Here is a 24,764-nt window from a genome sequence, read left to right on the forward strand (position 1 = left end):
ATCCTAAAATTCTGAGGGTGTCATATGCACAGGGCAGTTAAACAGTACAGTATGGAGGAGGTACTATCGCTTTTTGATCCCATTATTCGAGAGTGGTTCAGTTCAAAGTACTCAACACTCACTGAGCCCCAGAGTTATGCCATACCTCTCATACACAGCGGTAAGAACGTTCTCGTATCAAGTCCCACGGGAAGCGGTAAAACTTTAACGGCGTTCATCTCCATAATCAACGAACTTTTTTTACTTGCCAAGGAGGGTCAACTTGAGGATAAGGTTTACTGCGTTTACATATCTCCCCTGAAGGCCCTGGCAAACGACATACACAGGAACCTGGAAATTCCCCTTGCTGAAATAAACTCCCTTGCAAAGAGTAAGGGAATGAAGATCCCGAAGATTCGTGTTGCTGTGCGCTCAGGCGACACCAGCACAGCGGAGAGGCAGAAGATGCTCCGCAAACCGCCCCACATATTCATCACCACGCCGGAATCCCTGGCCCTGGTTCTAACGGCTCCAAAATTCCGGGAGAGGTTCAGGAATGTGCGCTATGTGATTGTGGACGAGATTCACGAGATGGCCAACAACAAGAGGGGGGTTATGCTCTCCCTAAATCTTGAGCGTCTGGGTTATCTTGCAGGAGAGTTTCAGCGCATAGGGTTGAGCGCAACCCAGGCCCCAATTGAGGAGATTGCGAAGTTTCTGGGGGGCTATGTTGAAGATGAGCCGAGAGATGTGTATATTGTTGAAGTGGAGGCCCGAAAAAAACTGGATTTGAAGGTGCTCACCCCCGTGGAGGACCTGACCATGGTTCCCTACGAGGTTGCCAACGAGAAAATGTACGATATGCTTGTGGACATAATCAACAGGCATCGCACAACCCTCATATTCACAAATACCAGGAGCGGTACGGAGCATGTTGCCTACAAACTCAAGGAGCGGGGGGTGGATAAACTTGAGGCGCACCATGGCTCCCTGAGCAAGGAGACAAGGTTGCGTGTTGAGGAGGCCCTTAAAAATGGAGAGTTGAAGGCGGTGATATCCTCCACATCCCTTGAACTTGGAATAGATATTGGCTACATTGATGTGGTTGTGCAAATAGGTTCACCCAAGAGCATAGCCAAGGGACTGCAGAGGATCGGACGCAGTGGCCATGCCTATGGAGCCACCGCAAAGGGCAGATTTCTCGTATTTGACAACGACGATTTGATTGAATGCACGACCCTCGTTAAATGCGCCTACGATGGAAAGATTGACAGGGTCAGCATTCCAAAAAACTCGCTGGATGTTCTTGCCCAGACCATCGTGGGAATGAGCATAGAGAAAAGATGGAGTGTGGATGAAGCGTATCGGCTCATCAGGCGCTCATACTGCTACCACAATTTACCCTTTGAGAAGTTTCTGGATGTGCTCAGGTACCTTGGGGGACATGTGCTTGGTGATACCGTTTATTCCAAGATCTGGTTCGATGAGGAGGACATGGTGTTTGGACGCAAGAGGAGCAGTCGTATGATTTACTTTATGAACATGGGCACGATCCCAGATGAGGCGGATTACCTTGTTGTGGATAATACCTCAAAGAGGCTGGGCACCCTAAGTGAGAAGTTTGTGGAGCGTCTAAGAAAGGGAGATGTCTTCGTTCTTGGAGCGAGAAGTTACGAGGTTTTGAGTATCCGCACAGGGAAGGTCATAGTCAAGGACGCAACTGGAAAGCGCCCAACGGTGCCCTCTTGGGTTGGGGAGATGCTGCCCAGATCCTTCGATTTGAGCATTGAGGTGGGGAAATTCAGAGAGTTTGTGGAGAGGAGCATAAGGAATAATGGCGAGAGGAAAACCATTGAGATCCTTATGAAGGACTACTACCTTGATTACAAGGGTGCAAGAAGCGTAGTATCCTATATAAAGCAGGGTATGCATCACATCGTTCCCACTCACAGGAGGGTTGTCATAGAGGGTTACGTTGGTCCCTCGGGAAAGCACAATATAATATTCCATTATCCCTTTGGAAGGAGGGTCAACGATGCTCTGTCAAGGGCATATGCCTACAAACTCACGGAAAAATACGGGGTAAATGTGGGGATAAGCATAACCGACGATGCATTTATGCTGACCCTGAAGAGAAGGGTGAAACTTGAGGAAATGAAGGGAATTTTAACCTCTGATGATCTTGAGGAGGCCCTTCGCCGCGCCATATTCAACACGGAACTTTTCAAGCAGAGGTTCAGGCATGTGGCATCCCGTTCATTTATGGTTCTTCGCCGTTACAAGGGCCGCGATATATCGGTGGCAAGGCAGCAGTTGAGGAGCGATAAAATTCTAAAACTTCTAAGCGAGATTGAAAATTTCCCGGTGATGGAGGAGACGTTCAACGAGATATTCAACATAGTAATGGATCTGCCAAATGCACTCAGGGTCCTAAGGGATATTGAGGATGGAAAAATTGAGGTTGAGATTATACCCTACAGCGATGCACCCAGTGTGTTTGCCCACTCCATTATCCTTTCAGGCATATCGGATATTGTGCTCATGGAAGATAGAAGCGCTCTGCTCAAGGAGTTGCATATGAAACTGCTTGAAAGGGTCATTCCAAAGGAGGAACTCGCATCCATGTTTGATGAGGCACAGGTCATGGCTCATTTTCAGAACAAGTTCAAGATCAGAACTCCAGAGGACATTATTGAGTTTCTCAACCTTGCTCCCGGTGCAGATGTGCTGCGCCGCAGGGGCATCAATGTGTTTGAGTTCTCCGAAATGGATGTTGATGAGTTGAGGAGCAGAATTGAGGAGTACATTTGGGACGGGACCATAGTCTCTGTTTACACAACCCGCCTTCTCTGGACCACAGAGGAAAACTATCCCATATTCTCAACCCTTTATGCCAGGGAGCCAAGGAGTACTATTGATTTTGAAGGGATAAAAAGGGCCGAGGATATAGCCAAGGAAAAGGGCCTCCGGGTGCAGGAGGTAATTGAGGTTCTGCACGATATGGAGAAGGCCTACTTGGTGGGAAGGAGGGTGCGTGGTAAGGAGACATGGTGGTACAGGAGAGAGCCCCTGCAAATGAATAGGGAGTATGCCCTGGAAATGCTCATAAAAAAACTTCTGTACTTCCGCTCACCGCTAACATTTGAGGAGATTGTATACTCTTTGCACCTGTCTGAGGATGATGTTCAAAGGGCCTTGAAGTACCTCGTTGAGGAGGGTGATGTTGTTAAGGGTAATTTCTTGATAGGCTACGGAGAGCAGTACATGCTTCGTGACGATTATGAGACCCTTAGGAAAGAATCTGGAATGAGCGGAGAGGCCCTGCAATCCTACAGATTTGGTAAAATCGTCAGAGATATGAGCCTTGATGAATTTTTTGACAGATTCCTTGTTGCGTTCAGCGAAGATTCACTCAGGGCTCGGGGCTGCTACGATGAGTTTCAGAATGCTCTTCGCGAGGGGAAGGTGATTTACGGTAGATTCATGGGAGGCAAACTCTGCTATACGAATTTAAAGAATGCCCCCCTTTTAATATCCGTTTACAGAAGGGAAAAATTGAGTGAAAATGAGGAGAGGGTACTTTCCCAAATTGCATTGCTTGGAAACAGGGCCACCTACGCCAAGATAAAGGAGATGAGCAATCTTTATCCCCACGAGGTTAAGAGGATAATTGAAAAATTGGAAAACAATCTTTACATTTACAGGAAGGTTGTTTTCAACAAGGCTCCCCAGGCCTATCCCTTCGGAATAATTAAAATGGATCCGCAGGGAGATGAATCCGAGTTCTTCCAGAGAATTGTTAGGGGATATGGGCCCTTAACGAGAAAGGATATTGAGAATCTCACCTTCCTGGATCCCAAGGACCATCTGGGTAAGTTCAAGAAGGTGAGTTCAGATGGAAAGCTTTACTACCATCTGGATGATGATTTCTCGCTCAGGGGGAAAGGTTCCTGTATTTTACCTTCAACGGATCCCTATGTTTACACAAGATTGAATGAGATATACGATAGATTCGGAGAGGTTCTGAGCAGTGTTTACGTAAAGGATGGAAACATACTATCCATCTTGGATATGAAGAGGTACGCCGATTTTATCCTTGTCAAGGAAACCTATGGGGACAAGGAACTTTACGAAAAATTGAAGGAGGAGGGAATAGTGCTCACCTCTGAGAATCCTGAGAGCAGTGGGTATAGAAGGATAGGAGATTATTACGTTTCAGGTGATGTTGATGGGCGAGTGATTGAACCTGAGAAGATGCTCAGGTACCTTCTCTGGAAGAATCGTCTCATTTCTGGGAGAAAATTGAAAACCACGCTGGACGTGGCAAAACTACTCATGGGACTCCACAATGATTTTGAAACAATTCGCGCCTATAGACCCATTGCCATTGATAAATATTTCCGCTCGGAATTGCTCTATGAGTCCGTGGATTTAAAGGGACATACTATTTATGCAGTGCCCGAGCACATATCAATATTTCAGGCCATAAGGCAGGAGGAAATTGATGGGGATATGCGGGTTGTTCTGAGCATATTGCAGAATTTCAAGAAAATTGATTTGCAGAGTTTAATGGAGGAATCTCCCCTGGGAAGGGAGAGGACATCCAGGGCCATTGACTTGCTCTACCATGCCAATTATGTGGCAAAATATCCCGGGGGTTATGTTTTTGTTGAATCAAAATACTCAAGGGAGTACGCCATTGAGAAGTTCGTGGATAACTTAATCAATGCCTTTGGCCTGATAAGTCCAGAAATCGTTGAAATATTGAGTGGGGGCCAAATCTCACCATGGGAGGCAGTTGAAGTTCTCGATAATCGCCCCCTGAGGAGGGGGGTGTATCTCAATGATGGAAAGATTTACAGATTACCGGATAATGATCTGCAGGAAATGGATTTTGTGGAGATATACGATAGCACCATAATTCTTGAGCCAAGGGATCCTCTGGTGCATATACTGCAGCTGTTTCTCCCGGTGGAATTTTCAGGATTTGTTATCATAAATGAGGGCAAATTTGCAGGGGTGGTTAAGGCCACAATGAGGAAAAAAGGTCCAAGGATACAGAAATTCAGCAGTGATGATGCGCGGGATGCATTTTTGAGATTTTTCTCCTAACCTGGAAATTGTGAAAACAACGGCATTTGCTACCAAATAGCACGGCGAATGTTTTAAATACAACATATGCATATCCATTTGTAGGTATACGAATTGTATACAATCATCAATCACACATCACGATGACGCCCCTCCTCCCCTTTTTCATTTCTCAAAAAACTTCTCAATTTCCGTTTTTATGCTCTCTGCTCTCTGCATGGGTATTTCTCTTCTGAATGATGGTGCTCTCCTATCCAGGATTATTGCAATTCCCCTGTCTTCGGGTCCCCGTATCAAACGGCCAATTGCCTGTCTCATCTTTATTATTGCTGGCGTTCTAAATGCGTACTCCCATCCGTTCCCAAATTTTGAATCGTAGTACCTTTCAAGGGCCCTGATCTTTGGAGTGGGTTTTGGATAGGGAATTCCAACTATTGCAACGATTTCAAGTTGCTCTCCAGGAAAATCGAGTCCCTCAAATACCCGTCCACCTATAACGGATAGAAGCGTGCCCCCCTCATTCCTGAATTTCTCAATCATATTGTGCAATCTGTATGCTTTCATTCTCCTCTCCTCGGCCATGATTTCCATGTCTATCAGTTCCCTTATCTTTGAGAGGATTGAATAGGAGGGGAAGAATATGGCCGCGTTCCTTTCCAAGGATATTATCTCCTCAATGTATTCTGCGTATCTCTTAACATTTTTTTCAACCTCCCCATACTTTGTGGTAACATCGTCCACATAAAGCACCTTTAAATTATCCCTTGAAAAGGGCCAGGGATACCTCTTAACCATGGTTTTATCAGGAAGCCCCACGAGATTTCTGTACTCTTCAAGTTGCAGGGTGCCAGAGAGGTGAATGGAGGAATGCACCCCTAACAGAACCTCGGTGACCATGCTGGGGTCCATGGAATAAATTTCAAGGGAAGGGTTGTTGCTCCACCTCACAAGCCTTATGTACTCGTAGGAATAGCTCCTCTTCCATAGGTACAGGAATGAGCCCGTGTGATGAATGTAGGACCTTGGAAGTTTCCTTTTTTTGATTCTTTCCTCCCTCACCATCTCTCCATAGTAAATGAGGTTTTTTGCGAGTTCTTCAATACTGTTTATGCCCGTTCCAAGGAGCAGGGATAGCGAATCTTCAAATGCATAATCCGGTATTATCCCCTCATCTTCCTGCACGAATTTCTCCATGCTGTATATCGCCTCTTTCAAAAATTCAGCCAAGTCGGCTAGAGTGTGCCCGAGTACTTGGGGATTTCCGAACTCAAGGGCTTCTTTTTCCATGCTCTCCAGCGATTTAACCGTCAGTTCCATGCTTTGAAGTTCCCTAGCGAATTCGGGGATGTTGTGGGCCTCGTCCACAATAAGTATTATTTCCTGAAGACTGAGTCCCATTTTGTCAAGTATGCTTCTTCTTATGAATGGGTAAAAAAAGTAGATGTAGGGAAAAATCACAACCGTGGCCTCCCTGATGGAATCCTTAAGGGCCTCATAGGGACAGATACCCATCTCCCTTCCAATTAGGAAAATTTCCTCTGCAGGGTGTCCCTCCATTATTATTTTTCTGAGTTCCTCTCCCCGTTCAATATAGTTTTTGAAATAGGGGCATGCCTCCTCTTTTCCGTTGAGCACGTCCTTCTTGAGTTTGCCACATAGCAGGGCAAGTTCCTCTGGGGCACCGTTCTTCATATCTTCCCTCTCTCTGGCCAGGGGACATAGGTGGGATCTTCCCTGCATTGCCACAACCCTCACTCCCAGTTTCTTTGCCTCCTTTATCACCTGCTGCTCCTGGGAGTTTGTATGCACAAGATAGAGTATCTTCATACTGTGCTCAATGGCATATTTTACAGAGGGATACAGGGTGGCTATGGTCTTTCCCGAGCCTGTTGGAGCCTCAAAAACCATGTGAAAGGAGTTCTCCAGTGCGTTTTCAATGTCCCTTACGATTGTACGCTGCACCTTTCTGAACTTATATGGGAATTCCACGGAAAGAATAAAAAGACGGCACTTATAAAACTTCCCCAGCAATACTTTTTTATGGGATTAGGTGATGTATCTTCATGGAGCAATGGGAAGAGGACGTTCAAAAATACCTTCAGATGGGTCTGTATCAGCCAGCGCTTGAACTCATAGAGGAAGTTCTGAAGAATGGGCGTGATAAAAAGGCCCTAACCTACAAGGCCTATATATTAAGGTCCATGGACGATGATGAAGGAGCCCTTGAGATTGTGGATGAACTGCTTAAGGAGGAAGAGGATGAGGATCTCCTGCTTTTAAAGGGTATGATTCTCTTTGATAATGAGAACTACAAGGATGCGGCCAAGTACTTCCGCAGAGTGACGGAAATGGATCCTGAAAATATAGACGCGTGGTACAATTTAGCATCCTGCTACGATGCCCAGGAAAAATATGACATCTCTGAGAAGTACTACTCAAAATTGGTGGAGATCAATCCTGAGGACGCCGAGGCATGGAACAACCTGGCGGTTTCCCAGCTCTTCCAAGAGAAGTACGAAAAGGCCCTTGAATCTGCAGAGCATGCTCTTCAAATTGAAGATGATTACGATAACGCCTGGTACAACAAGGGTCTCGCGTTGCACTATCTTGAAAGGTATAAGGAGGCAGTAAAGGCCTTTAAAAAATGCATAGATATTTCGGACGATCCTGATGCCTGGTATGCCATGGGAATTTCCTACGCCAATATGGATATGATTGAAGAGGCAAAGCGTGCCCTGAGGGAGGCGCTTAGAAGAAGTCCGGACGATGAGGAGATTCGGGAAGCCCTAGAGGGTCTGGAGAATGGACAGTAAAAATGAAGTGATCACCTTCATAAAGTTCACCCTTGTGGGGATTTTGGGTGCAGGTGTGGGGTCTCTAATCATTATGGAGGCAACGGATAGATTACCTCCAGAGGCCAGTCCATACGCATTTATACTGCCGTATCTCCTGTCCGTGGAGGCCGGAATTTTGGTAACCTTCTACCCCAATGATGTCTGGGTTTTTAGGAAGGAGAAATATAAACTGACCATGTGGCAGAGGTTGGTGGCATATCACATTGCACTTTTCAGCGGCTTCGTTGTTCAGACCCTGGTGTTTGGAGCGTTGTTAATTCTATCCGTACCTATTAAAATTGCCTATTTTGGCGGAGTTGGTGGTGCAGCACTGTGGAACTACCTGGTGAGTCGGAAGGCCGTATTTGCCGAGGAGGGTGGAAAGGATGAGAATAGCGGTATTCGGAGCAGGCTCTCTGGGAAGCGTATTGGGAGCGATACTCTCCAGAAAAAATGATGTTCTTCTCATAACCAGGGGTGAGCATTTAAGGGCCATAAGGGAGGGGGGATTGCGCATTGAGGGTATGATGAATGGTTTATTTTACCTTGATGCTCTGGGCCATTACCCGGGTGGCTTCGATCTCATCATTTTAACTGTAAAGGCATACCAAACAGAGAGTGCATCGGAGGATATAAAAAGGCAGTATGATGGAGAGCCGGTGATAACTTTTCAGAACGGTGTTGGGATTGTAGATATTCTAAAAAAATATGGTTTTGATGTAATACCGGGAGTCACAACCATGGGTGCTACCAGAACTTCGCCAGGTGTGGTCATGTATGCCGGATACGGTGATACCTTTATCGGAGAGGAAAATGGAAAGTTTAGTGATAGAGTTATTCATTTTGCTGAAAATTTTACAGAATGCGGATTGAGGGTTGAAGTTGTGAACGATATAATGGAACGAAGGTGGATTAAAGCGGCCATAAACGCCTGTATAAATCCTTTAACTGCGATAATGCATGTTCCCAACGGAAAACTTGCTGAAAAAGATCTTGCTGAGATAGTGAAATGCGTGGCTGATGAGTGCTCCACAGTTCTTTCTGATATGGGCATTCATGCGGACGTGCTCTCCCTTGCCATGGATGTGATTGAGAAAACCGCTAAAAACAGGTCCAGTATGCTACAGGATATTGAGATGGGCAGAAAGACGGAGATAGATTTTATCACCAGGCCATTTATTCAGGGTAGGTGCAATAAAATTCTTTACCACATGGTCAAATTTATGGAAAATGATAAAAAATTATAAACCAAGGATCAATGTGGGATGAGATGGATATTGAAGAGAAGGTCAGAAAAAAACTTGAAAACTGCGATCTTGTGCTTGTTTACAGGGAGGGTATCAAGAGCAGAATCATTATGATGCTCGTCAAAACAATTTTTCCGGGAATCCAGTACAATCCATTCTCTCCCATATTTGGATATAATGGCGAGGTTTACGGCACTGGGAAGGATGAAAATCTGACAAAAATTTTGCTGGATGGGAAATTCAAAAATGTATGTGTGATCGATGAAAATGTAAGGGGAAGCAAAAGGCGTGTGCGGGATTTTCTCAGTGTGATGAGGGATTATGGGGCATTTTTTGTGTTCATAAAGTACGGTTTAACTGGAGTTTCAGGTGTTCTGATAAACATGGTATTTTTCTTTTTGTTTTTCAAAATTTTGGATTTCCCTGATATACCCTCACTGATTGCAGCCATTGAATTGAGCATTATAATCACCTTTCTTATGAATAATTACTGGGTTTTTTCCAGGAGGATTTACTCTCGCTCTGTTTGGTGGAGGATGGCCGCCTATCATTTCACGCTTGTTATGGGCATAATAATAAATGTGGGGACCTACTGGATTCTTAAGAGGATTGGTATGCATTACATGCTCGCCGATTTTGTGGGCATAGTCCTTGCAAGTTTGTGGAACTTCTATTTAACCAATGCCCATGTGTTCTTCGCAAAGTATCAAAAACAAAAGTGATGCGCGGGGAGGGGGATTTCGAGCCGTTAGGCGAGATTCACCCTCCAAAGCAACGCGGGGAGGGGGATTCGAACCCCCGCGGGCAATAGCCCAATGGCTTAGCAGGCCATCGCCGTACCGCTCGGCCATCCCCGCTCAAGGCTATAATGAGAATTTGGTATATTAATTTAGCCATTTTGAAAAGAGCCACCGGGGGGATTCGAACCCCCGACCTGCTGATTTCTTGAAGCCCGCGGCTTTGGGGTAAAGCCCTTTTCTAAAGGGCTTATACAAGTCAGCCGCTCTTCCGGGCTAAGCTACGGTGGCACTGGAAGAGGAGATATTTTTCTCATATTAAATTTTTCTTTTGTGCGTTCCAGAAAAAATAAAATAAGGGAAGTGAATTTACCACGAGGCCGGGGTTGCCGAGTGGTAAGGCGCAGGCCTGGAGAGCCTGTACTCCGTTAAGGGGTGCGAGGGTTCAAATCCCTCCCCCGGCGTTTTTGAATCACGGGCAAAATTATTTAATTGCTCAACCCATAACGGCAAATATGGAAGATGTCTGGGTTGAGAAGTACAGGCCCAAGAACCTTGATGAGGTTGTGGGGCAGAGGGAGATTGTGGAGCGCCTAAAATCGTATGTGAAGGCAAGGAGCATGCCCCATCTTCTTTTTGCGGGTCCTGCGGGAACGGGAAAAACCACATGTGCAATAGCCCTTGCGAGGGAATTGTTCGGAGAAAATTGGAGATCCAGTTTTCACGAGTTGAACGCAAGTGATGAGCGAGGCATAGGAATTGTAAGAACAAAGATAAAGGAGTACGCGAGAACTGCCGCGCCAAACGATGTTGGCTTCAAAATAATTTTTCTTGATGAGGCGGATGCCCTGACTCCAGATGCCCAGGCAGCCCTGAGGCGCACCATGGAAATGTACTCTCGAACCTGCCGTTTCATTCTCTCTTGTAATTACTCCTCAAAGATAATTGAGCCCATACAATCCCGCTGTGCCGTATTCAGGTTCACGCCTCTGAAGGCAGAGGATATGAAGAAGAGGCTGAGGTACATAGCGGAGAATGAGGGCAAGGAAATAACTGAAGATGCCCTTGATGCCATAGTTTACATATCCTCTGGAGACATGCGCAAGGCCATAAACATTCTTCAGATGTCCGCGGCCATATCGGATACCATAGATGAGGGCATAGTTTACAAAGCCACGGGCATCGCAAAGAGAGAGGATGTTGAGGAAGTGGTAAAAAAGGCGTTGGGTGGGGATTTCATATCTGCCAGAAACAAGTTGAACAAATTGCTTGTGGAATTGGGTCTCTCCGGGGAGGATCTAATAAAGCAGATTCACCGTGTGATTTACGATTTGCCCATTGATGACAGGCTCAAGGTTGAACTGCTTGATAGAACGGGTGAGATAGAGTTCAGAATGGTTGAGGGTGCCAACGAGCGTATTCAGCTTGATGCTCTCCTGGCCTATTTCACCCTCGCAGGGAGGAGAGAAAATCTCTGACCAAGCGGAGTCCAAAGTTCACAAGTTCTCCTGCTCTTTCCTCAGAGGGAGCATCGGAGAAAACTCGAATTACATCCTCAGTGCCTGAGGCCCTTATGAGAAGCCAGGAATCCTCGTAGATAAGTTTAACACCATCTATCCTCTGTATTTTTTCCACACCCTCCGGTGTGTTCCTCTCAAGAAAATCGCCTATTCTCTCAACCACCTCTCTCTTCACACTTCTCTCAACAGGCAGTTTCTCCTTTATCTGGTAATATTTTGGAAACTCCTGCAGAAGAGAATCCAGAGTTGAACCCGTTGAGTCCATAATCCTGAGAATCTTCAGGGTGGTTAGCATGGAATCACCCCAGAGTGTTGAGGGAGGGAAAATATACTTCCCTGTCTCCTCGTAGCCGAAATCTGCATTGTATTGCAGTATGTGCTCTGCTATCTCAGGAGGTCCCACCGGGCAGTATATCACCTCAAAACCTCTCTTCTTGGCCACCCTCTCAATGAGTTTGGATGAATTTATTGGAGTTACAATCCTTTTCCTTGCATAGTGCGAGGCCAGGAGCGCACCTATTGAATCCTCCGAATGAACATTACCTGAGGAGGCGAAGAGAACACGATCTGCATCCACATCGGTTCCGATGGCAAGATCGAAGTTCTCGGATAATTTTGCCATCTCCACAAGATTTTCCCTTCTTGGCTCTGATGGTCGATTGGGTATAGGTTTTCTATCGCAGTTTATGCATTTTACAGCAAAGCCCAAATCCTCAAAGATTCTGTTGATTATCCCTGCCCCAGAACCGTTGGCCGGATCAATGAGGAGTTTGTATCCATCGAGCCCCCTCGCCTCCCTCTCCACGAACTTCATATAATTTTCAACTGCATCATCATAAACTGGATCCTTTATCCTGTCCCATGGAATCAGGGTGTAATCCTTTCTCCCGTACCTATCCTCAATTTTTTTAGAGCTGTCCCAGTACATATCCCTTCCAAGCTGGTCCACGGCCACAAGCCCTATTATATGTGGAGGGGTGTGTGAGCCCGTGACGATGATGCCTCCATCCATAAAATCTGCCACGTACCTTGCAAATATTGGGAGAGGTGTAATCCCAAGGAGGTGCACCTCCGATCCTGTGGCAAGCAGTCCAGCCACCACAGCGTCTTCAATCATCTTGGCCCCATACCTGTTATCCCGGGCCACGGCGATCTTTCCCGGAAATGAAGAGCCATAGGCCAGTCCTATCTCAACTGCCAGTTGTGGAGTTATGTCCCTATTTGTGACACCCCTTATCCCGGCGGTGCCGAACAATTTCATAGATAGAGTATTGCAAATTATTTAAAGAAGTTACCCATGCACAAGTATGGAGCTCAGCAACCTCGAAAAGCGTGTTCTCCTTGCCATAGACGAAACGGGTAAAGATGAGGTAAGTGCCGATGAAATCCTAAAACTTGGAAAATTCTCGCAGATGGTTGAGGTTATGAACGCACTCTCCTGGCTCAAGGTCAAGGGACTCGTTAAGATAAGGGAGAAACTTGATGTGGAGTACTGCCTGAACAGGGATGAGGAATTGCCCGAGGTTCAGATATATGAAATTCTGAAGGAAAGAGGATATATCGAGATAAGTGAACTTTTCAAGATTCTTCCCAAGAATGTTGTGACCGTGGGGATGGGGCATCTAAGGAGAATGGGAGTTCCCCTTGAAAATGGAAAACTCAAGTTTGTGAATGTTGATGATGAGATAGAGAAAAGGAAAAATCTTCTTGCTCTGCTGAGGGAGCGATGCTTGAAGGAGGGAGAGGTTGATCCCGAGATAATTAAAGATTTTCTTCGCAGAAAAGGGTTGATAATGAAGAAGGAGCGTATAATAAGGTACGCCTCTCTGACGAATCTTGGCAGAAAGGTTCTTGATGAGGGTATTGAGATAAAGGAGGAGATAACGCAGCTCACCCCCGAATTGATTCAGAGTGGGAAGTGGAGAGATTACGAATTGAAGCGTTACGATGTTGGACTCTTCGCCCCGAGGATTTACGCCGCCAAGCCCCATCCTCTTACGCAGATAATAGAGAAGATTCGCAGGATATTCCTCATGATGGGCTTTGATGAGGTTGAGGGCGAGTATGTGGTTAGTGCCTTCTGGGATATGGATGCCCTTTTCATTCCGCAGGATCATCCTGCTAGGGAGATGCAGGATACCTTCTACCTCAAAAAGCCGGATAGGATTTCCATCGAAGACAGGGATTACATGTTAAAGGTAAAGGAGATGCACGAGAATGGTGGGGGTATAAGCCGTGGCTGGCAGTACGAATGGAGTGAGGAAATTGCAGAGAGGGCAATGCTTCGCACCCATACAACCGTGAATTCCATACGCTATCTTTACGAGCATCGCAGGCCCCCAGTGCGCATGTTCTCCATTGGACGCGTGTTCCGAAGGGAGAACATGGATTCCACCCACCTTCCCGAGTTCACGCAGATTGAGGGCATATACATGGACGAGGATGCCAATTTTCAGGTGCTTCTGGGCATTCTCAAGGAATTTTACTCACTCATGGGCTTTCCCAAAATAAGGTTCCGCCCATCCTACTTCCCCTACACGGAGCCCAGTCTGGAGGTGGAGGTTTATTACAACGATCAATGGCTCGAACTTGGAGGTGCGGGCATATTTCGCCCTGAGGTCACAGAGCCCCTGGGCATAGAGTATCCCGTGCTTGCATGGGGTCTCGGGCTTGAGAGGCTTGCAATGATAACCCTTGGACTCAGGGACATAAGGGATCTTTACATAAGTGACATTGATTGGCTCCGCAATCAGCCCTTACTCTAAAAAATCTTAAATACCCCTTTTTATTTCTCCCATTTGACCCGGCTTAGCTCAGTCTGGCTAGAGCGGCGGACTGTAGTTGGGAGGCATCCGAGGGCGGATGCAAACGCCGCTCAGCAGAGATCCGCAGGTCCCCGGTTCGAATCCGGGAGCCGGGACTTCTATTTGGGCATAAATTTTTATAATGATGGTGTATATCACTCCGAAAGAGAGGTGATAGAAGATGCAACCAGCGCAGATGGCGTATGATAGGGCAATAACAGTGTTTAGTCCTGATGGAAGATTGTTTCAGGTTGAGTATGCTCGAGCGGCTGTTAAGAGGGGTACAACCACCGTGGGGTTGAAGTTCAAGGATGGAGTTATCCTGATGGCTGATAAGAGGATAAGAAGCAGGCTGCTTGAGCCCAAGAGCATGGAGAAGATATTTGTGATTGATGACCATATTGGGTGTGCCACATCCGGACTTGTGGGAGATGCCAGAGTGCTCGTGGATTATGCCCGTCTTGTTGCGCAGATCGAGCGTGTGACCTATGGGGTGGGCATATCTGTTGAGCACCTGGTAAAGCGCATAAGTGATTACAAGCAGCAGTACACCCAGTATGGGGGCGTGAGACCCTTTGGGGCATCTCTTCTAATAGCGGGTGTTGATGATAGGGGGATTTATCTCATGGAAACGGATCCAAGCGGTACCATAATGGGTTACAAGGCCGACTGCATAGGGGGAGGTCGTGAAACAGTGATGGAGTTGTTTGAAAATGAGTATCGGGAGGATATGGATTTCCATGAAGCCCTTATGCTCGGTCTCAAGGCCATAGATATGGTAAACGAGGAGGAAATAAATCCAATAACGCTTGAAATTGGGTACATAAAGAAGGGTGAGAGTTTCACCTTAATGAGCGATGATGAGGTCGCCAAATATGTGGAAGAGTATAAGAAAAGTAAGGAAAGCAAAGAGGAGTGAAAATGGTAAGGCTTGAGGATGCCATCATTGCACGTTACGAGCATGCCGGCCACAGGTTTGAGATTCTTGTGGACCCAGATGCCATAGAGGACATAAAATCGGGGAAGATAACAAACATCGTGGATTACATGGTCATCGACGAGATATTCAAGGATGCCCATAAGGGTGATAGGGCAAGTGAGGAACTTGTAAAGGAGGTGTTTGGCACCACAGATGTGAATGAGGTGGCGAGGCAGATAATCCTGAAGGGGCAGGTGCAGTTAACCACAGAGCAGAGACGCAAGATGCTTGAGGATAAGAAAAGGAGAATAATAATGGAAATTGCGAGAAATGCCATAAATCCGCAGACCGGAGCGCCGCATCCTCCACAGCGTATTGAATTGGCCATGGAGGAGGCCAAGGTACACATAGATCCCCTCAAGTCTGTGGAAGCCCAAGTTCCAATTGTCTTAAAGGCCCTAAGGCCCATAATCCCAATCAGATTTGAAAAATTGAAAATAGCCATCAAGGTCAGTGGAGATATGTACGGAAAGATTTACGGTGAATTGAGCAAGATGGGGAGCATAATTCAGGAGGAGTGGCAGAAGGATGGTTCCTGGATAGGAGTGGTTGAGATACCCGCCGGCATGCAGGGGGAGTTTCTTGATATGCTTAATAAGAAAACCCATGGTAACGTTCAGACCAAGATTTTAAGGAGGTAATGAATATGGAAGGAAAGGTTGGAATACGAAAAATTGTTGTTCCGGGAGAGGAAATTGATGAGAATGGTAAGCCCGGCAACGGGGTTTTTGTCGAGAATGGCAAGATGTACTCTGCCTATCTGGGCATTGTGGATCTCCGCGCCGGGTATGTTAATGTTATACCTCTCTCGGGATGCTACATACCGAAAAAGGGAGACAAAGTGATAGGAAAGATAATTGATCTTGCGCCTATGAACTGGGTTGTGGACATAAACGCGCCCTACTACGCGCCTCTGCATGTGAATGATGTGCCGTGGCGTGTTGATTTTGGAGATACGGGAAGGTATCTTAGCATAGGCGACGTTGTGCTTGCAAAGGTCAGCAATGTGAACGAACTTGGACAGGTGTGGATAACCCTGAAAGAGCCCGGATTGCGCAAACTGGAGGGAGGGCACATAATAAAGATCTCTCCATTCAAGGTGCCTCGAGTGATAGGTAAGGGGGGCTCGATGATTCAGATGCTGAAGGAGTACACAGGGTGCCGCATATATGTTGGACAGAACGGAGTTATATGGATATCTGGCTCTCCCGAGGGAATTGTAACCGTGATAAAGGCAATAAGGATGATAGAGAGCGAGGCCCACACATACGGGCTAACGGATCGTGTTAAGGAATTTTTGGAGGAAAACAGAGGTGATAATGATGGGAATGAAGAGTGATATAAGGCTCATAGATGATAATGGACTTCGCATTGATGGCAGGTTGCCAAATCAATTAAGGCCCATAAAGATGGAGGTTGGTGTGCTTGAAAGGGCCGATGGTTCTGCTTATATAGAGTGGGGCGGAAACAAGATAATGGCCGCCGTTTACGGGCCCCACGAGGCTTATCCAAAGCATGTCCAGGAGGCGGACAGGGCCATTGTGCGGGCAAGGTACAGCATGGCCCCATTCAGTGTGGATGAGCGCAAGAGACCTGGTCCTGACAGGAGGAGCATAGAACTGAGCAAGGTCATAAGTGAGGCACTTACAAGCGTGATCTTTGTGGAGAAATATCCCAGGACGAGCATAGACGTGTACATTGAAGTTCTTCAGGCAGATGCTGGCACGAGGGTCGCCGGCATAACTGTTGCATCTCTTGCACTTGCAGATGCAGGTATTCCAATGCGAGATCTGATTGTTGGATGTGCCGCTGGCAAGGTTGATGATGTGGTTGTTCTCGATCTCAACAAGGAAGAGGACAATTATGGTCAGGCGGATGTTCCAATGGCCATTCTACCACGCACAGGAGAGATAGCACTTCTTCAGATGGATGGAGATCTCACATATGAGGAACTCACAACTGCCATGGAGATGGCAATGGACGCAGCCAAGAAGATACACGAGATGCAGGTTGAAGCGCTCAAGAGGAAGTATTTAAACGAGGAGGTGAGCGATGATGAGTAATTCAAAATTCACCGCCGGTGTTGTGCCAGAGATGCAGAGAAAGTACATACACAAACTGGCATCCCAGGGTACCCGTGTTGATGGAAGGAATTTTGATGAGATAAGAGAGTTAAAAATAGTTAAGGGCAAAATCCCAAGGGCCGAGGGTTCAGCTCTTGTTGAACTTGGGCGCACCAAGGTTCTTGTGGGTGTGAAAATAGAGCCAGGCACACCATTTCCAGATACCCCTGCCCAGGGAATTCTCACAACCAATGCAGAACTTGCACCGATGGCCTCTCCAACATTTGAGCCTGGACCTCCTGGAGAGGAGGCAATAGAACTCGCCCGTGTGGTGGATCGTGGTATTCGTGAGGGTCATGCGGTGGACCTGGAAAAACTTGTGATAGAAGAGGGCGAGCAGGTGTGGGTGGTTTTTATAGACATCCATGTTCTGGATTATGATGGAAACCTCTTTGATGCCTCCGGCTACGGCGCTCTTGCCGCTTTAACCAATGCGGTTGTGCCTGCATCAAAGCATGAGTTGGGTGATGATTTCAAGTTGCCTGTGCAACATTACCCAGTGCCCGTTACCTTTGCAAAGATAGGAAACTGGCTCGTGGCGGATCCAAATCTCGATGAGGAGAGCATAGCATCCGCACGTCTCACGGTGACCACAAATGAAGAGGGCAAGATAAACGCCATGCAGAAGGGCCTTAGTGGAACGTTCACCTACGATGAGGTGCAGAAAGCTATAAATATGAGCATGGATATCGGCCGAAAGGTCAGGGATATAATTCTGGGTGATTCAAATGGCCAAGAGGACTAAGAAGGTTGGCATTGCGGGGCGTTTCGGCCCCAGGTATGGCATATCCTTGCGCTACAGATGGGCAGATATAATGAAGGAGAAGGAGAAAAAGCATCTCTGCCCCAGATGTCATCGCTATTCAGTCAAGAGGCTCTCCACCGGTATATGGGTATGCACCCATTGTGGCTTGAAATTTGCCGGAGGCGCCTATACACCTGATGTTTATAAGGAATGGAGAAGGGTGAGGGTAAATGTATAGGTGCATAAGATGTGGAAAGCCTCTCACGAGTGAGCTGGGTGTGCAACAACTGGAGTGCGAATGTGGAAGCAGAATGTTCTACAAAGAGCGTCCCAATATGAAAAAGGTTGTGTACGCTATTTAACCATTCTCACCCATTTTTCAGCTTTTTCTTTTCTTTTGAATCCCAATTTTTCGTAAAATTTTATTGCCTTCTCATTTCCCTCCCCCACCCAAAGTTCAATCTTCGAGGGTTTCAATTCCTCCATTGCCCTCTCAATCAATTTTTTTCCTATGCCCTCATGTCTATGCGTAGGAAGCACAACTATTTCGTGTATTGCTCCAACCTGGGAATGCTCAAACTTGCTGTACCAGAATCTATTACAGAATATGAAGCCCACAATTTCACCATCATCCTCTGCAACGAAGAAGCATTCTGGATCCTCCTCGTACAAATCCTCTATGTATTTTCTGGCTCTATCTATGTCCCTCTCTCCGTATTCTTCCAGGCCTTTATAGGCTTCCATGAGTATTTGCGGCAAATACTGCAGATCTTCCCTCTTACCCTTCCTTATCTCCATTCTCCATCACCCAGGAGAACCTTTTTTCCATATCTTTTCTGGCTCTCCAGTACTCATTCTCATTTATTTTCCCATCCACCAGATCCCTGTCCAGGGTAAGCAACTCATCCTTATATCTGTTTCTTACGGCCATAATGTGATTTTCTATGAGTTCTTCAAAGCCCTGTAGGAAATCCTCACCTTCGAGGGTTATGCGGTAAAATACCATTGGCCTTCTTCCCATCTTTATTCTTTTATCCACAAGCCCATAACGATACAGAATTGCAAGATGCTTATCCACTCCCTGGCGGGTTATGCGCAACTCCTCGGCAATTTCTCCGGGATGCTTATCCTCCTTAAGCATTTTCAGGATTTTTATGCGTACAGGGGTGAGTATGTTGGCAAAGTATTCCAAATTCATAGTTTTCTATAGGGCGAAATCATATATCAACTTTTAAGTTGAAAAATTAAATACAAGGTGGAAGTTTTAACAATAAACTTTTATAAAAATTCTTAAATATCTCAACACCATGGGGGATTTATGGAAGATGAATTCATAGAGAAATTGAAGGAGAAATACGAGAAGGGCGAAATCTCTAGGGAAACATATGAGGACATTCTGGCCAGGTACGAGAAAGAAAAATTGCAGGACATAACCAATGAAGATGGAATCAAGGAGAAAGAAAGAACGATTGAGGAGAAGGAAAATTACAAATGTGCCGGCTCCTGCACGCTTGGACCTGGAAAATACGAGCATATATCCGTGGCAGGAAGTTTGAAGGTGAGTGGAGATATTGAGGTTGATACCCTATCAGTGGCCGGATCATTCAAGGGGGAAGGTGATGTAAAGGCCGACAGTTTCAAGGTTGCAGGCTCCGCATCCTTGGAGGGAAGTATAAAGGCGGATAGGATAAACATAGCTGGAAGTTTTACCTGCAGGGAAATTGAGGGGGACACAGTGAAGATTGCAGGTGGTTTAACGGCAGAGCGAGTAACGGGTGATAGGATCACCATAGGAGGACAGGTGAAATGCGAGGAAATACGCGCAAACACCTTGGAGATGAAAATAAGCAAGGAATCGAGTGTTGGTACTATAAATGCGGAGAGGATCGAGATAAAAAGTGAGAGGGGATTTTTCTCTGGCTGCAGGGGAAAGCTCAACGCGACAAAAATAATTGGAGAGCAAGTGTACATCGAATGCACCACAGTGGATTATGTGGAGGGAGAGAAAGTTGTCATAGGTCTCGGATGCACTGTGAGAAAGGTGAAGGCCCGGAATTACAAGGTGGCCAAGAACTCAAGGGTTAAGGAGGTGATAAGGGAATGAGATTATCCATAAATGCTCAGCAAGGATTAAATAATGAGGAGAGATGAAAGAATATGCTCCAAATCCTGCTGCATATCAAGAAGCGCCTTTATCTCTATGTCACACTCGTATTCATCCTGGCCCTCATTCTCGGCCACTATGTGGATTTTGAGCACATGAACATAATGCCCATAAGTATTCTTGCGGTGTTCATGATGCTCTATCCCATGCTGACCGGCATGGAAATCGAGAAGGTGAAGAAAGCAGGAAGGAATTATAGATTAATAGTTTCAACTCTGATATTCGCTTATTTCATCGCCTCTTTTACTGCTTTCTTTCTCACGAGAACCATGCTCTTGGAATATTCTGATCTGGCCCTCGCTCTGGTGCTTGTGGGCGCGATTCCCTGCTCCAACATGCTCATAGGCTGGAGCGGAATAGCCGATGCCAGCGTGGCTGATGCTCTAGTAATCGCAGTTATCGGGCTCCTTCTCATCCCTCTCATATCTCCCATGCTGATATATTTCAACGGCGGTATATTCGCCACAATCAATGTTATGCAATTGGTTTTCATTCTTCTCCTTTACATTCTCGTTCCCCTTGCACTTGGAGCACTCACAAGGAGGGAGATAATAAAAAGGAAGGGAAGAGAGTATTTTATGCTCATGAAAAAATATCTTCCAGGAGTATCCGCACTGGGCATTCTTCTTATCGTTTTCTTCTCCGTTGCAAAGGTATCCCGCAAGGTTCTCACCGAACCTCAGATATTTCTTCTGGTTCTGGGAACCCTCCTCATCTATTATTTCATTCAAACCTCCCTATCCCTTCTTGCTGCTAAATTACTTAAATTTAGATACGAGCAGGGCATGATTCTCATTCTGGGTGCAACAGCAAGTTCGCAGGCGATATCTCTGTCGCTTGCCGCAACAGTATTCCCGGCTCTAACAGTATTCGCTTTGTCATTCAAGCCTGTTATTCAGGTCTTTTACATCATGTTCCTGATTTACGGCCTTGGTCCATGGATACGCAGATTTCTGGGAGAAAAAGATTAAAGAATGAGCGGGAGATATACTCCCATGGACATCAAAATTGAAGAATTGATTGAACTCGCCAAAATAAGAAGCGAGACGGGATACGAGTCCAGGATTCTAGGTTACATTGAGGAGAAACTTGAGGATATGAATGTGAATTTTGAAAAGATGCCTGTGGACGAGGAGAGATATAACATCATAGTGAATCCCGAGGAGAAGTATATGATAAATGCCCATGTGGATACCGTTGGTGATTATTTTCCACCTGAGGTTGAGGGCACCATCCTCTGGGGTCGCGGCGTGATGGACGATAAGGCCGGAGTGCTCATAATGCTCAAATTGATTGAAGAGTTCCGAGACACCCTTCCTGTTAGTTATGTGTTTTTTGTGGATGAGGAAGAGGAGGGAAAAGGCTCGAAGAAGTACGCGGAGAAATATGCCCACGATTTTGCCATAACCATGGAGCCCACATCGCTGCGAGTATGCACTGCGGAAGCTGGAAGCCTTGAACTGGAATTTGAGTTTTGGGGAGAGGCCATGCATGGCTCATGCGCCTCCGAGGAGAAGAATGCAATATGGCAGGGCATAGAGTTTATGAAGTCCCTGCGTGGAATGAAATTCCTCAAGGCGGAGCACCCACTTCTGGGAAAGCCGGCGATAAATATTGAGATGTTCGATGGAGGTGATTACATTCTTGCCGTGCCTGAGAGTGCCAAGGCTCTGGTGGATTTCGTATATCTTCCAGGGCAGACCGCGGTGGAGATAATAGATGAGGTGAATCGCATAAGTAGAAAGTTCAACGCAAATCACATGATCTACGATCTCTCCCCTCCCTTTGAGATATCTCCCAGGAAGAAGAGGGTTAGGGAATTCCTCAAGTATGCGGAGCTGGGAGGATTCCGCAGCTGGAGTGATGCGCAGCATCTTGTGGATAAGGGCACACCCACCGTCGTTTTTGGCCCTGGAGAATTAAAATACGCGCATACCAAGGATGAGCATGTGGATATGAAGGATGTGGAGAAGGCCTATAAAATTCTAAAAAAGGTGTTTAAGGATTGGAGCAGATGATCACTGCTCTCTATATTTTTTAGCGATCTCCCTTGCCATATCTAGAGTGCCTGCGTTTCCGCCCATGTCATAGGTGCGCACTTTTCCCTCTTTTACGACGATCTCTATCGCCCTCTCCAGCCTTTCAGCCTTCTCCTTTTCACCCAAATAATCCAGCATCATGCGCACAGCCCTTATGGTGGCTATGGGATTCACCTTATACAGGCCTGCGTATTTCGGAGCGGAGCCATGCACGGGCTCGAACACCGCGTAATCATCACCTATATTTCCTGCCGCAGCGAATCCAAGGCCCCCGACAAGCTGGGAGGCAAGGTCAGAGATTATATCTCCGAAGAGATTTGAGGTAACGAGAACATCGTATTTTTCAGGATTTTTAACGAGCCACATGGCCTGAGCATCTATGTTTGTCTCCCACATCTCAATTTCCGGGTATTCTTCATGTATCTTCCTCGCCACACGCACAAACAGGCCGCTGGTCTCCCGGAGAACATTGGGCTTTTCAACCACAGTGACATTCTTCAAATTGTTCTGCCTTGCAAACTCAAACGCAGCCCTTATTATTCGCTCGGCACCCTTGCGTGATATTATCCTGAGAGATATTGCCTTGTCCTCACCCAGAAATTTCTGGTATCGTGGATGGTCCTTAAACGCCTCATCAATTTTTTCAGGAACTGGGTAGTATTCCACGCCGCTGTAAAGCCCTTCTGTATTCTCCCTGAAAACCGTGATGTTTATGTTGTCCTTGTAATTCAGAGGATTTCCGGGATACGCTTTTGCGGGCCTGACATTGGCATAGAGATCAAATAATTGCCTCAATCTCACAATGGGGCTGTAGTACTGCAAACCCTTACCCTGCAATTCGGGAGCAAGTTCTTTTTGAGCCTCCTCCTTGGGCTTGGATGTTATTGCTCCAAATAATGCGCAGTCTGTCTGCTTCAGAAGTTCAATAGTCCTATCTGGCAGGGGATTTCCCTCCCTGCGCCAGAACTCCCAGCCAATATCTCCATAAATGTACTCTGCATCCAATGCGATTTCATCGAGCACAATCATTGCAGCCTCTATCACTTCCTTGCCAACTCCATCTCCTGGTAGCACAGCTATTTTGTATGTCATATTTTCATCCTCCAAGTTGGTAATCGTAATGAGATATTTAAATGGTGCGTTATAATCTTTTGAATTCCTTCACATATAAATGCGAGCTAAATTCATCAAAATACAGGTTCCTTTTCTCATTTTCCACCTCTCCTCTCTGATTATCCACAGGATCCGAGCGCCAGAATCTTTTCTCTGGAATGAAATCTTCAAGCAGATCATCATTGGCCACCATTCTATATGCGTCTAAATTGCCAAAGTAGAAACTCTGCCTCTTGGGGCCATTCTTTTTCAGGTTTCCAAAGGATGCATCCACGGGTATCCACGCATCGTTTACATAAACCTGTGCCCAATCGTGGGGTGAGGCGAATTTTGGTGTCACGAACCAGCCACTCTGCCATTTTGCCGGAATTCCGGTGGCCCTGCAAAGGGTGATAAATAATATGGCAAACATGCCACAATCTCCTCTAAGTGAGGAGGCAACGTACTCGCCTATGTTATCGTACATGCAGTACTCCCTCACATAGGTGTAATTCGTGTTTCTTGTTATCCATCCATATATTCTTTTCGCCTTTTCTAGATCATCTTGGGCGCCATCCACGATTTTCCATGCTAGGTCCCTTATGTACTTTGTGAAAACTATATGGGGTGGCTTCTCCCTCAAGTAATTCTTCGGTTCAGCATATCCATCCATGGAGCCTCTGATTTCTGAGATTTCGTACTCAAACTCCACATAAAATTCCTTACCTTCAGATTCAAAATAAATGGTTCTCTGTGGTGCATTATTCTCTGCTATGAAGTACCTATCTGGCTTTGCCTTTATCAATTTCACCTTTTCGATCTGGAAATTATCCTTGGGAAATGGAAGCCATACCCTGTAATTTCCCCTATTCTTTACATTTATCTTTATTCCCGTCACGATCCTGTATTTCCTCACATCTCCCTTTGAAATTCTTGCCATGGCCCTCCCAAGGATTCTCCTGGCGTATTTATTCGTCTCATCTCTTTTGCTCTCCCTTTTAGCAATTTTTGGAGATAGGAAAAAGAGGTTATCAACGAATCTTTCATAGAATCTTTCTTCTCCCCCTATAAATGCTCTATCCACAAGTCCTGCGCCTATCCATTGGTCCAATTCTCCCTCTTCAAAATCCCTGAGCCTCTCCTTCAAGAGTTTTAGTGCTTCTCTTCTGCTCCATGGATAATCCTTGGGCATTCTTTCCATCCTGAGTAGTTCATATCCTAGGCGAAGTTTTAGTAAAGGATGTATATCCATTTTTTCCATCTTTTTTATAATTTTTCTTGCTCCCTCATGGTTACCAAGGATGATCTCCCTTTTCACATCCAGGGGAAGGGGCACATTCAAAAAGGATAGATCGTTCATATTGCCATATTTCCACAATCCTTTTTAACTCTTCCGCCAAATTTAATATG

Annotated in this window: 23 protein-coding genes and 4 tRNA genes; 19 read left to right on the top strand and 8 right to left on the bottom strand. The window is 46.1% G+C overall.

Annotation, left to right across the window (positions count from 1 at the left end; translation table 11 throughout):
- Window positions 1–24 precede the first annotated feature (24 nt).
- Window positions 25–5,091 (top strand): ATP-dependent helicase, encoded by a 5,067-nt coding sequence (locus AC0S1O_RS03585; RefSeq protein ID WP_475394392.1) that lies wholly within the window; start codon window positions 25–27, stop codon window positions 5,089–5,091.
- A 144-nt stretch (window positions 5,092–5,235) separates the two neighbouring features.
- On the opposite strand, the gene AC0S1O_RS03590 is transcribed toward AC0S1O_RS03585, so the two are convergent.
- On the bottom strand, window positions 5,236–7,059 hold the full coding sequence (locus AC0S1O_RS03590; RefSeq protein WP_475394393.1) for an ATP-dependent DNA helicase: 1,824 nt from the start codon (window positions 7,057–7,059) through the stop codon (window positions 5,236–5,238).
- A 74-nt stretch (window positions 7,060–7,133) separates the two neighbouring features.
- On the opposite strand from AC0S1O_RS03590, the gene AC0S1O_RS03595 reads away from it, so the two are divergent.
- Genes AC0S1O_RS03595 through AC0S1O_RS03610 form a run of 4 tightly spaced genes read left to right on the top strand, consistent with a single transcriptional unit; the run spans window position 7,134 to window position 9,873 of the window.
- The gene (locus AC0S1O_RS03595) at window positions 7,134–7,883 is read left to right on the top strand and encodes a tetratricopeptide repeat protein (RefSeq protein ID WP_475394394.1); all 750 of its coding nucleotides are present in this window, start codon (window positions 7,134–7,136) and stop codon (window positions 7,881–7,883) included.
- The gene (locus tag AC0S1O_RS03600) at window positions 7,873–8,361 is read left to right on the top strand and encodes a GtrA family protein (RefSeq protein WP_475394395.1); all 489 of its coding nucleotides are present in this window, start codon (window positions 7,873–7,875) and stop codon (window positions 8,359–8,361) included. Before AC0S1O_RS03595 ends, AC0S1O_RS03600 begins: the two co-directional genes overlap by 11 nt.
- Complete coding sequence (locus AC0S1O_RS03605; protein ID WP_475394396.1) at window positions 8,291–9,151, top strand: ketopantoate reductase family protein; 861 nt, start codon at window positions 8,291–8,293, stop codon at window positions 9,149–9,151. The genes AC0S1O_RS03600 and AC0S1O_RS03605 overlap by 71 nt, the downstream gene beginning before the upstream one ends.
- Before the next feature lie 23 nt (window positions 9,152–9,174).
- Window positions 9,175–9,873 (top strand): GtrA family protein, encoded by a 699-nt coding sequence (locus AC0S1O_RS03610; protein ID WP_475394397.1) that lies wholly within the window; start codon window positions 9,175–9,177, stop codon window positions 9,871–9,873.
- 53 nt (window positions 9,874–9,926) lie between these two features.
- Here the strand turns inward: AC0S1O_RS03610 and AC0S1O_RS03615 are convergent.
- Window positions 9,927–10,008: transfer RNA gene (locus AC0S1O_RS03615), tRNA-Ser, on the bottom strand.
- 49 nt (window positions 10,009–10,057) lie between these two features.
- Window positions 10,058–10,179: transfer RNA gene (locus tag AC0S1O_RS03620), tRNA-Thr, on the bottom strand.
- A gap of 88 nt (window positions 10,180–10,267) precedes the next feature.
- Between AC0S1O_RS03620 and AC0S1O_RS03625 the strand changes: the two genes are divergently transcribed.
- A tRNA-Ser gene (locus tag AC0S1O_RS03625) sits at window positions 10,268–10,352 on the top strand.
- A 51-nt stretch (window positions 10,353–10,403) separates the two neighbouring features.
- On the top strand, window positions 10,404–11,366 hold the full coding sequence (locus AC0S1O_RS03630) for a replication factor C small subunit (protein WP_475394398.1): 963 nt from the start codon (window positions 10,404–10,406) through the stop codon (window positions 11,364–11,366).
- On the opposite strand, the gene AC0S1O_RS03635 is transcribed toward AC0S1O_RS03630, so the two are convergent.
- Window positions 11,335–12,669: a phosphohexomutase domain-containing protein gene (locus AC0S1O_RS03635; RefSeq protein WP_475394399.1), complete on the bottom strand. Its 1,335-nt coding sequence runs from the start codon at window positions 12,667–12,669 to the stop codon at window positions 11,335–11,337. The two genes, AC0S1O_RS03630 and AC0S1O_RS03635, sit on opposite strands and share 32 nt — an antisense overlap.
- Before the next feature lie 46 nt (window positions 12,670–12,715).
- Here AC0S1O_RS03635 and pheS point away from each other — a divergent pair, with 46 nt between their 5' ends.
- The 9 genes from pheS (at window position 12,716) to AC0S1O_RS03680 (ending at window position 18,421) form a co-directional block, all read left to right on the top strand.
- Entirely contained in the window at window positions 12,716–14,173 is a 1,458-nt protein-coding gene (gene pheS / locus AC0S1O_RS03640) for a phenylalanine--tRNA ligase subunit alpha (RefSeq protein WP_475394400.1), read from the top strand.
- A 37-nt stretch (window positions 14,174–14,210) separates the two neighbouring features.
- Window positions 14,211–14,328, top strand: a tRNA-Tyr gene (locus tag AC0S1O_RS03645).
- Between the two features lie 65 nt (window positions 14,329–14,393).
- On the top strand, window positions 14,394–15,131 hold the full coding sequence (gene psmA, locus AC0S1O_RS03650) for an archaeal proteasome endopeptidase complex subunit alpha (protein ID WP_475394401.1): 738 nt from the start codon (window positions 14,394–14,396) through the stop codon (window positions 15,129–15,131).
- A gap of 2 nt (window positions 15,132–15,133) precedes the next feature.
- The gene (locus tag AC0S1O_RS03655) at window positions 15,134–15,832 is read left to right on the top strand and encodes a ribosome assembly factor SBDS (protein ID WP_475394402.1); all 699 of its coding nucleotides are present in this window, start codon (window positions 15,134–15,136) and stop codon (window positions 15,830–15,832) included.
- Between the two features lie 5 nt (window positions 15,833–15,837).
- Complete coding sequence (gene rrp4, locus AC0S1O_RS03660; RefSeq protein WP_015283366.1) at window positions 15,838–16,530, top strand: exosome complex RNA-binding protein Rrp4; 693 nt, start codon at window positions 15,838–15,840, stop codon at window positions 16,528–16,530.
- Window positions 16,511–17,254, top strand: coding sequence for an exosome complex exonuclease Rrp41 (gene rrp41, locus AC0S1O_RS03665; RefSeq protein WP_475394403.1), 744 nt, complete (start codon window positions 16,511–16,513; stop codon window positions 17,252–17,254). Before rrp4 ends, rrp41 begins: the two co-directional genes overlap by 20 nt.
- Window positions 17,247–18,059: an exosome complex protein Rrp42 gene (gene rrp42, locus AC0S1O_RS03670; protein WP_475394404.1), complete on the top strand. Its 813-nt coding sequence runs from the start codon at window positions 17,247–17,249 to the stop codon at window positions 18,057–18,059. Before rrp41 ends, rrp42 begins: the two co-directional genes overlap by 8 nt.
- Window positions 18,043–18,297 carry a 50S ribosomal protein L37ae gene (locus tag AC0S1O_RS03675; RefSeq protein WP_015283369.1) on the top strand — a complete coding sequence of 85 codons (255 nt, stop codon included), beginning with the start codon at window positions 18,043–18,045 and terminating at the stop codon, window positions 18,295–18,297. The genes rrp42 and AC0S1O_RS03675 overlap by 17 nt, the downstream gene beginning before the upstream one ends.
- Complete coding sequence (locus AC0S1O_RS03680; RefSeq protein WP_048103781.1) at window positions 18,290–18,421, top strand: DNA-directed RNA polymerase subunit P; 132 nt, start codon at window positions 18,290–18,292, stop codon at window positions 18,419–18,421. The genes AC0S1O_RS03675 and AC0S1O_RS03680 overlap by 8 nt, the downstream gene beginning before the upstream one ends.
- Here AC0S1O_RS03680 and AC0S1O_RS03685 read toward each other — a convergent pair.
- Together AC0S1O_RS03685 and AC0S1O_RS03690 are read right to left on the bottom strand one after the other, a co-directional pair.
- Window positions 18,414–18,857 (bottom strand): GNAT family N-acetyltransferase, encoded by a 444-nt coding sequence (locus AC0S1O_RS03685; protein WP_475394405.1) that lies wholly within the window; start codon window positions 18,855–18,857, stop codon window positions 18,414–18,416. The genes AC0S1O_RS03680 and AC0S1O_RS03685 overlap by 8 nt on opposite strands.
- Window positions 18,838–19,257 (bottom strand): winged helix-turn-helix domain-containing protein, encoded by a 420-nt coding sequence (locus AC0S1O_RS03690; RefSeq protein ID WP_475394406.1) that lies wholly within the window; start codon window positions 19,255–19,257, stop codon window positions 18,838–18,840. The genes AC0S1O_RS03685 and AC0S1O_RS03690 overlap by 20 nt, the downstream gene beginning before the upstream one ends.
- Before the next feature lie 120 nt (window positions 19,258–19,377).
- On the opposite strand from AC0S1O_RS03690, the gene AC0S1O_RS03695 reads away from it, so the two are divergent.
- The 3 genes from AC0S1O_RS03695 to AC0S1O_RS03705 are packed head-to-tail and all read left to right on the top strand — an operon-like array spanning window position 19,378 to window position 22,241.
- The gene (locus tag AC0S1O_RS03695; RefSeq protein WP_475394407.1) at window positions 19,378–20,163 is read left to right on the top strand and encodes a bactofilin family protein; all 786 of its coding nucleotides are present in this window, start codon (window positions 19,378–19,380) and stop codon (window positions 20,161–20,163) included.
- Between the two features lie 53 nt (window positions 20,164–20,216).
- Entirely contained in the window at window positions 20,217–21,194 is a 978-nt protein-coding gene (locus AC0S1O_RS03700) for an arsenic resistance protein (protein WP_475394408.1), read from the top strand.
- Between the two features lie 24 nt (window positions 21,195–21,218).
- Window positions 21,219–22,241, top strand: coding sequence for a M20 family metallopeptidase (locus AC0S1O_RS03705; protein WP_475394409.1), 1,023 nt, complete (start codon window positions 21,219–21,221; stop codon window positions 22,239–22,241).
- Here the strand turns inward: AC0S1O_RS03705 and AC0S1O_RS03710 are convergent, their stop codons facing one another.
- Complete coding sequence (locus tag AC0S1O_RS03710) at window positions 22,242–23,354, bottom strand: isocitrate/isopropylmalate dehydrogenase family protein (RefSeq protein ID WP_475394410.1); 1,113 nt, start codon at window positions 23,352–23,354, stop codon at window positions 22,242–22,244. It abuts the gene before it with no gap.
- Between the two features lie 49 nt (window positions 23,355–23,403).
- Complete coding sequence (locus AC0S1O_RS03715; protein ID WP_475394411.1) at window positions 23,404–24,714, bottom strand: transglutaminase domain-containing protein; 1,311 nt, start codon at window positions 24,712–24,714, stop codon at window positions 23,404–23,406.
- Window positions 24,715–24,764 lie beyond the last annotated feature (50 nt).

Source organism: Candidatus Aciduliprofundum sp. HYA1 (assembly GCF_056175085.1).

Excerpts from the sequence above, each read along its gene's own strand:
- AC0S1O_RS03585 (WP_475394392.1), top strand. The coding sequence starts at position 25 with ATGCACAGGGCAGTTAAACAGTACAGTATGGAGGAGGTACTATCGCTT.
- AC0S1O_RS03595 (WP_475394394.1), top strand. The coding sequence starts at position 7,134 with ATGGAGCAATGGGAAGAGGACGTTCAAAAATACCTTCAGATGGGTCTG.
- AC0S1O_RS03600 (WP_475394395.1), top strand. The coding sequence starts at position 7,873 with ATGGACAGTAAAAATGAAGTGATCACCTTCATAAAGTTCACCCTTGTG.
- AC0S1O_RS03605 (WP_475394396.1), top strand. The coding sequence starts at position 8,291 with ATGAGAATAGCGGTATTCGGAGCAGGCTCTCTGGGAAGCGTATTGGGA.
- AC0S1O_RS03610 (WP_475394397.1), top strand. The coding sequence starts at position 9,175 with ATGGATATTGAAGAGAAGGTCAGAAAAAAACTTGAAAACTGCGATCTT.
- AC0S1O_RS03630 (WP_475394398.1), top strand. The coding sequence starts at position 10,404 with ATGGAAGATGTCTGGGTTGAGAAGTACAGGCCCAAGAACCTTGATGAG.
- AC0S1O_RS03635 (WP_475394399.1), bottom strand. The coding sequence starts at position 12,669 with ATGAAATTGTTCGGCACCGCCGGGATAAGGGGTGTCACAAATAGGGAC.
- pheS (WP_475394400.1), top strand. The coding sequence starts at position 12,716 with ATGGAGCTCAGCAACCTCGAAAAGCGTGTTCTCCTTGCCATAGACGAA.
- psmA (WP_475394401.1), top strand. The coding sequence starts at position 14,394 with ATGCAACCAGCGCAGATGGCGTATGATAGGGCAATAACAGTGTTTAGT.
- AC0S1O_RS03655 (WP_475394402.1), top strand. The coding sequence starts at position 15,134 with ATGGTAAGGCTTGAGGATGCCATCATTGCACGTTACGAGCATGCCGGC.
- rrp4 (WP_015283366.1), top strand. The coding sequence starts at position 15,838 with ATGGAAGGAAAGGTTGGAATACGAAAAATTGTTGTTCCGGGAGAGGAA.
- rrp41 (WP_475394403.1), top strand. The coding sequence starts at position 16,511 with ATGATGGGAATGAAGAGTGATATAAGGCTCATAGATGATAATGGACTT.
- rrp42 (WP_475394404.1), top strand. The coding sequence starts at position 17,247 with ATGAGTAATTCAAAATTCACCGCCGGTGTTGTGCCAGAGATGCAGAGA.
- AC0S1O_RS03675 (WP_015283369.1), top strand. The coding sequence starts at position 18,043 with ATGGCCAAGAGGACTAAGAAGGTTGGCATTGCGGGGCGTTTCGGCCCC.
- AC0S1O_RS03680 (WP_048103781.1), top strand. The coding sequence starts at position 18,290 with ATGTATAGGTGCATAAGATGTGGAAAGCCTCTCACGAGTGAGCTGGGT.
- AC0S1O_RS03685 (WP_475394405.1), bottom strand. The coding sequence starts at position 18,857 with ATGGAGATAAGGAAGGGTAAGAGGGAAGATCTGCAGTATTTGCCGCAA.
- AC0S1O_RS03690 (WP_475394406.1), bottom strand. The coding sequence starts at position 19,257 with ATGAATTTGGAATACTTTGCCAACATACTCACCCCTGTACGCATAAAA.
- AC0S1O_RS03695 (WP_475394407.1), top strand. The coding sequence starts at position 19,378 with ATGGAAGATGAATTCATAGAGAAATTGAAGGAGAAATACGAGAAGGGC.
- AC0S1O_RS03700 (WP_475394408.1), top strand. The coding sequence starts at position 20,217 with ATGCTCCAAATCCTGCTGCATATCAAGAAGCGCCTTTATCTCTATGTC.
- AC0S1O_RS03705 (WP_475394409.1), top strand. The coding sequence starts at position 21,219 with ATGGACATCAAAATTGAAGAATTGATTGAACTCGCCAAAATAAGAAGC.
- AC0S1O_RS03710 (WP_475394410.1), bottom strand. The coding sequence starts at position 23,354 with ATGACATACAAAATAGCTGTGCTACCAGGAGATGGAGTTGGCAAGGAA.
- AC0S1O_RS03715 (WP_475394411.1), bottom strand. The coding sequence starts at position 24,714 with ATGAACGATCTATCCTTTTTGAATGTGCCCCTTCCCCTGGATGTGAAA.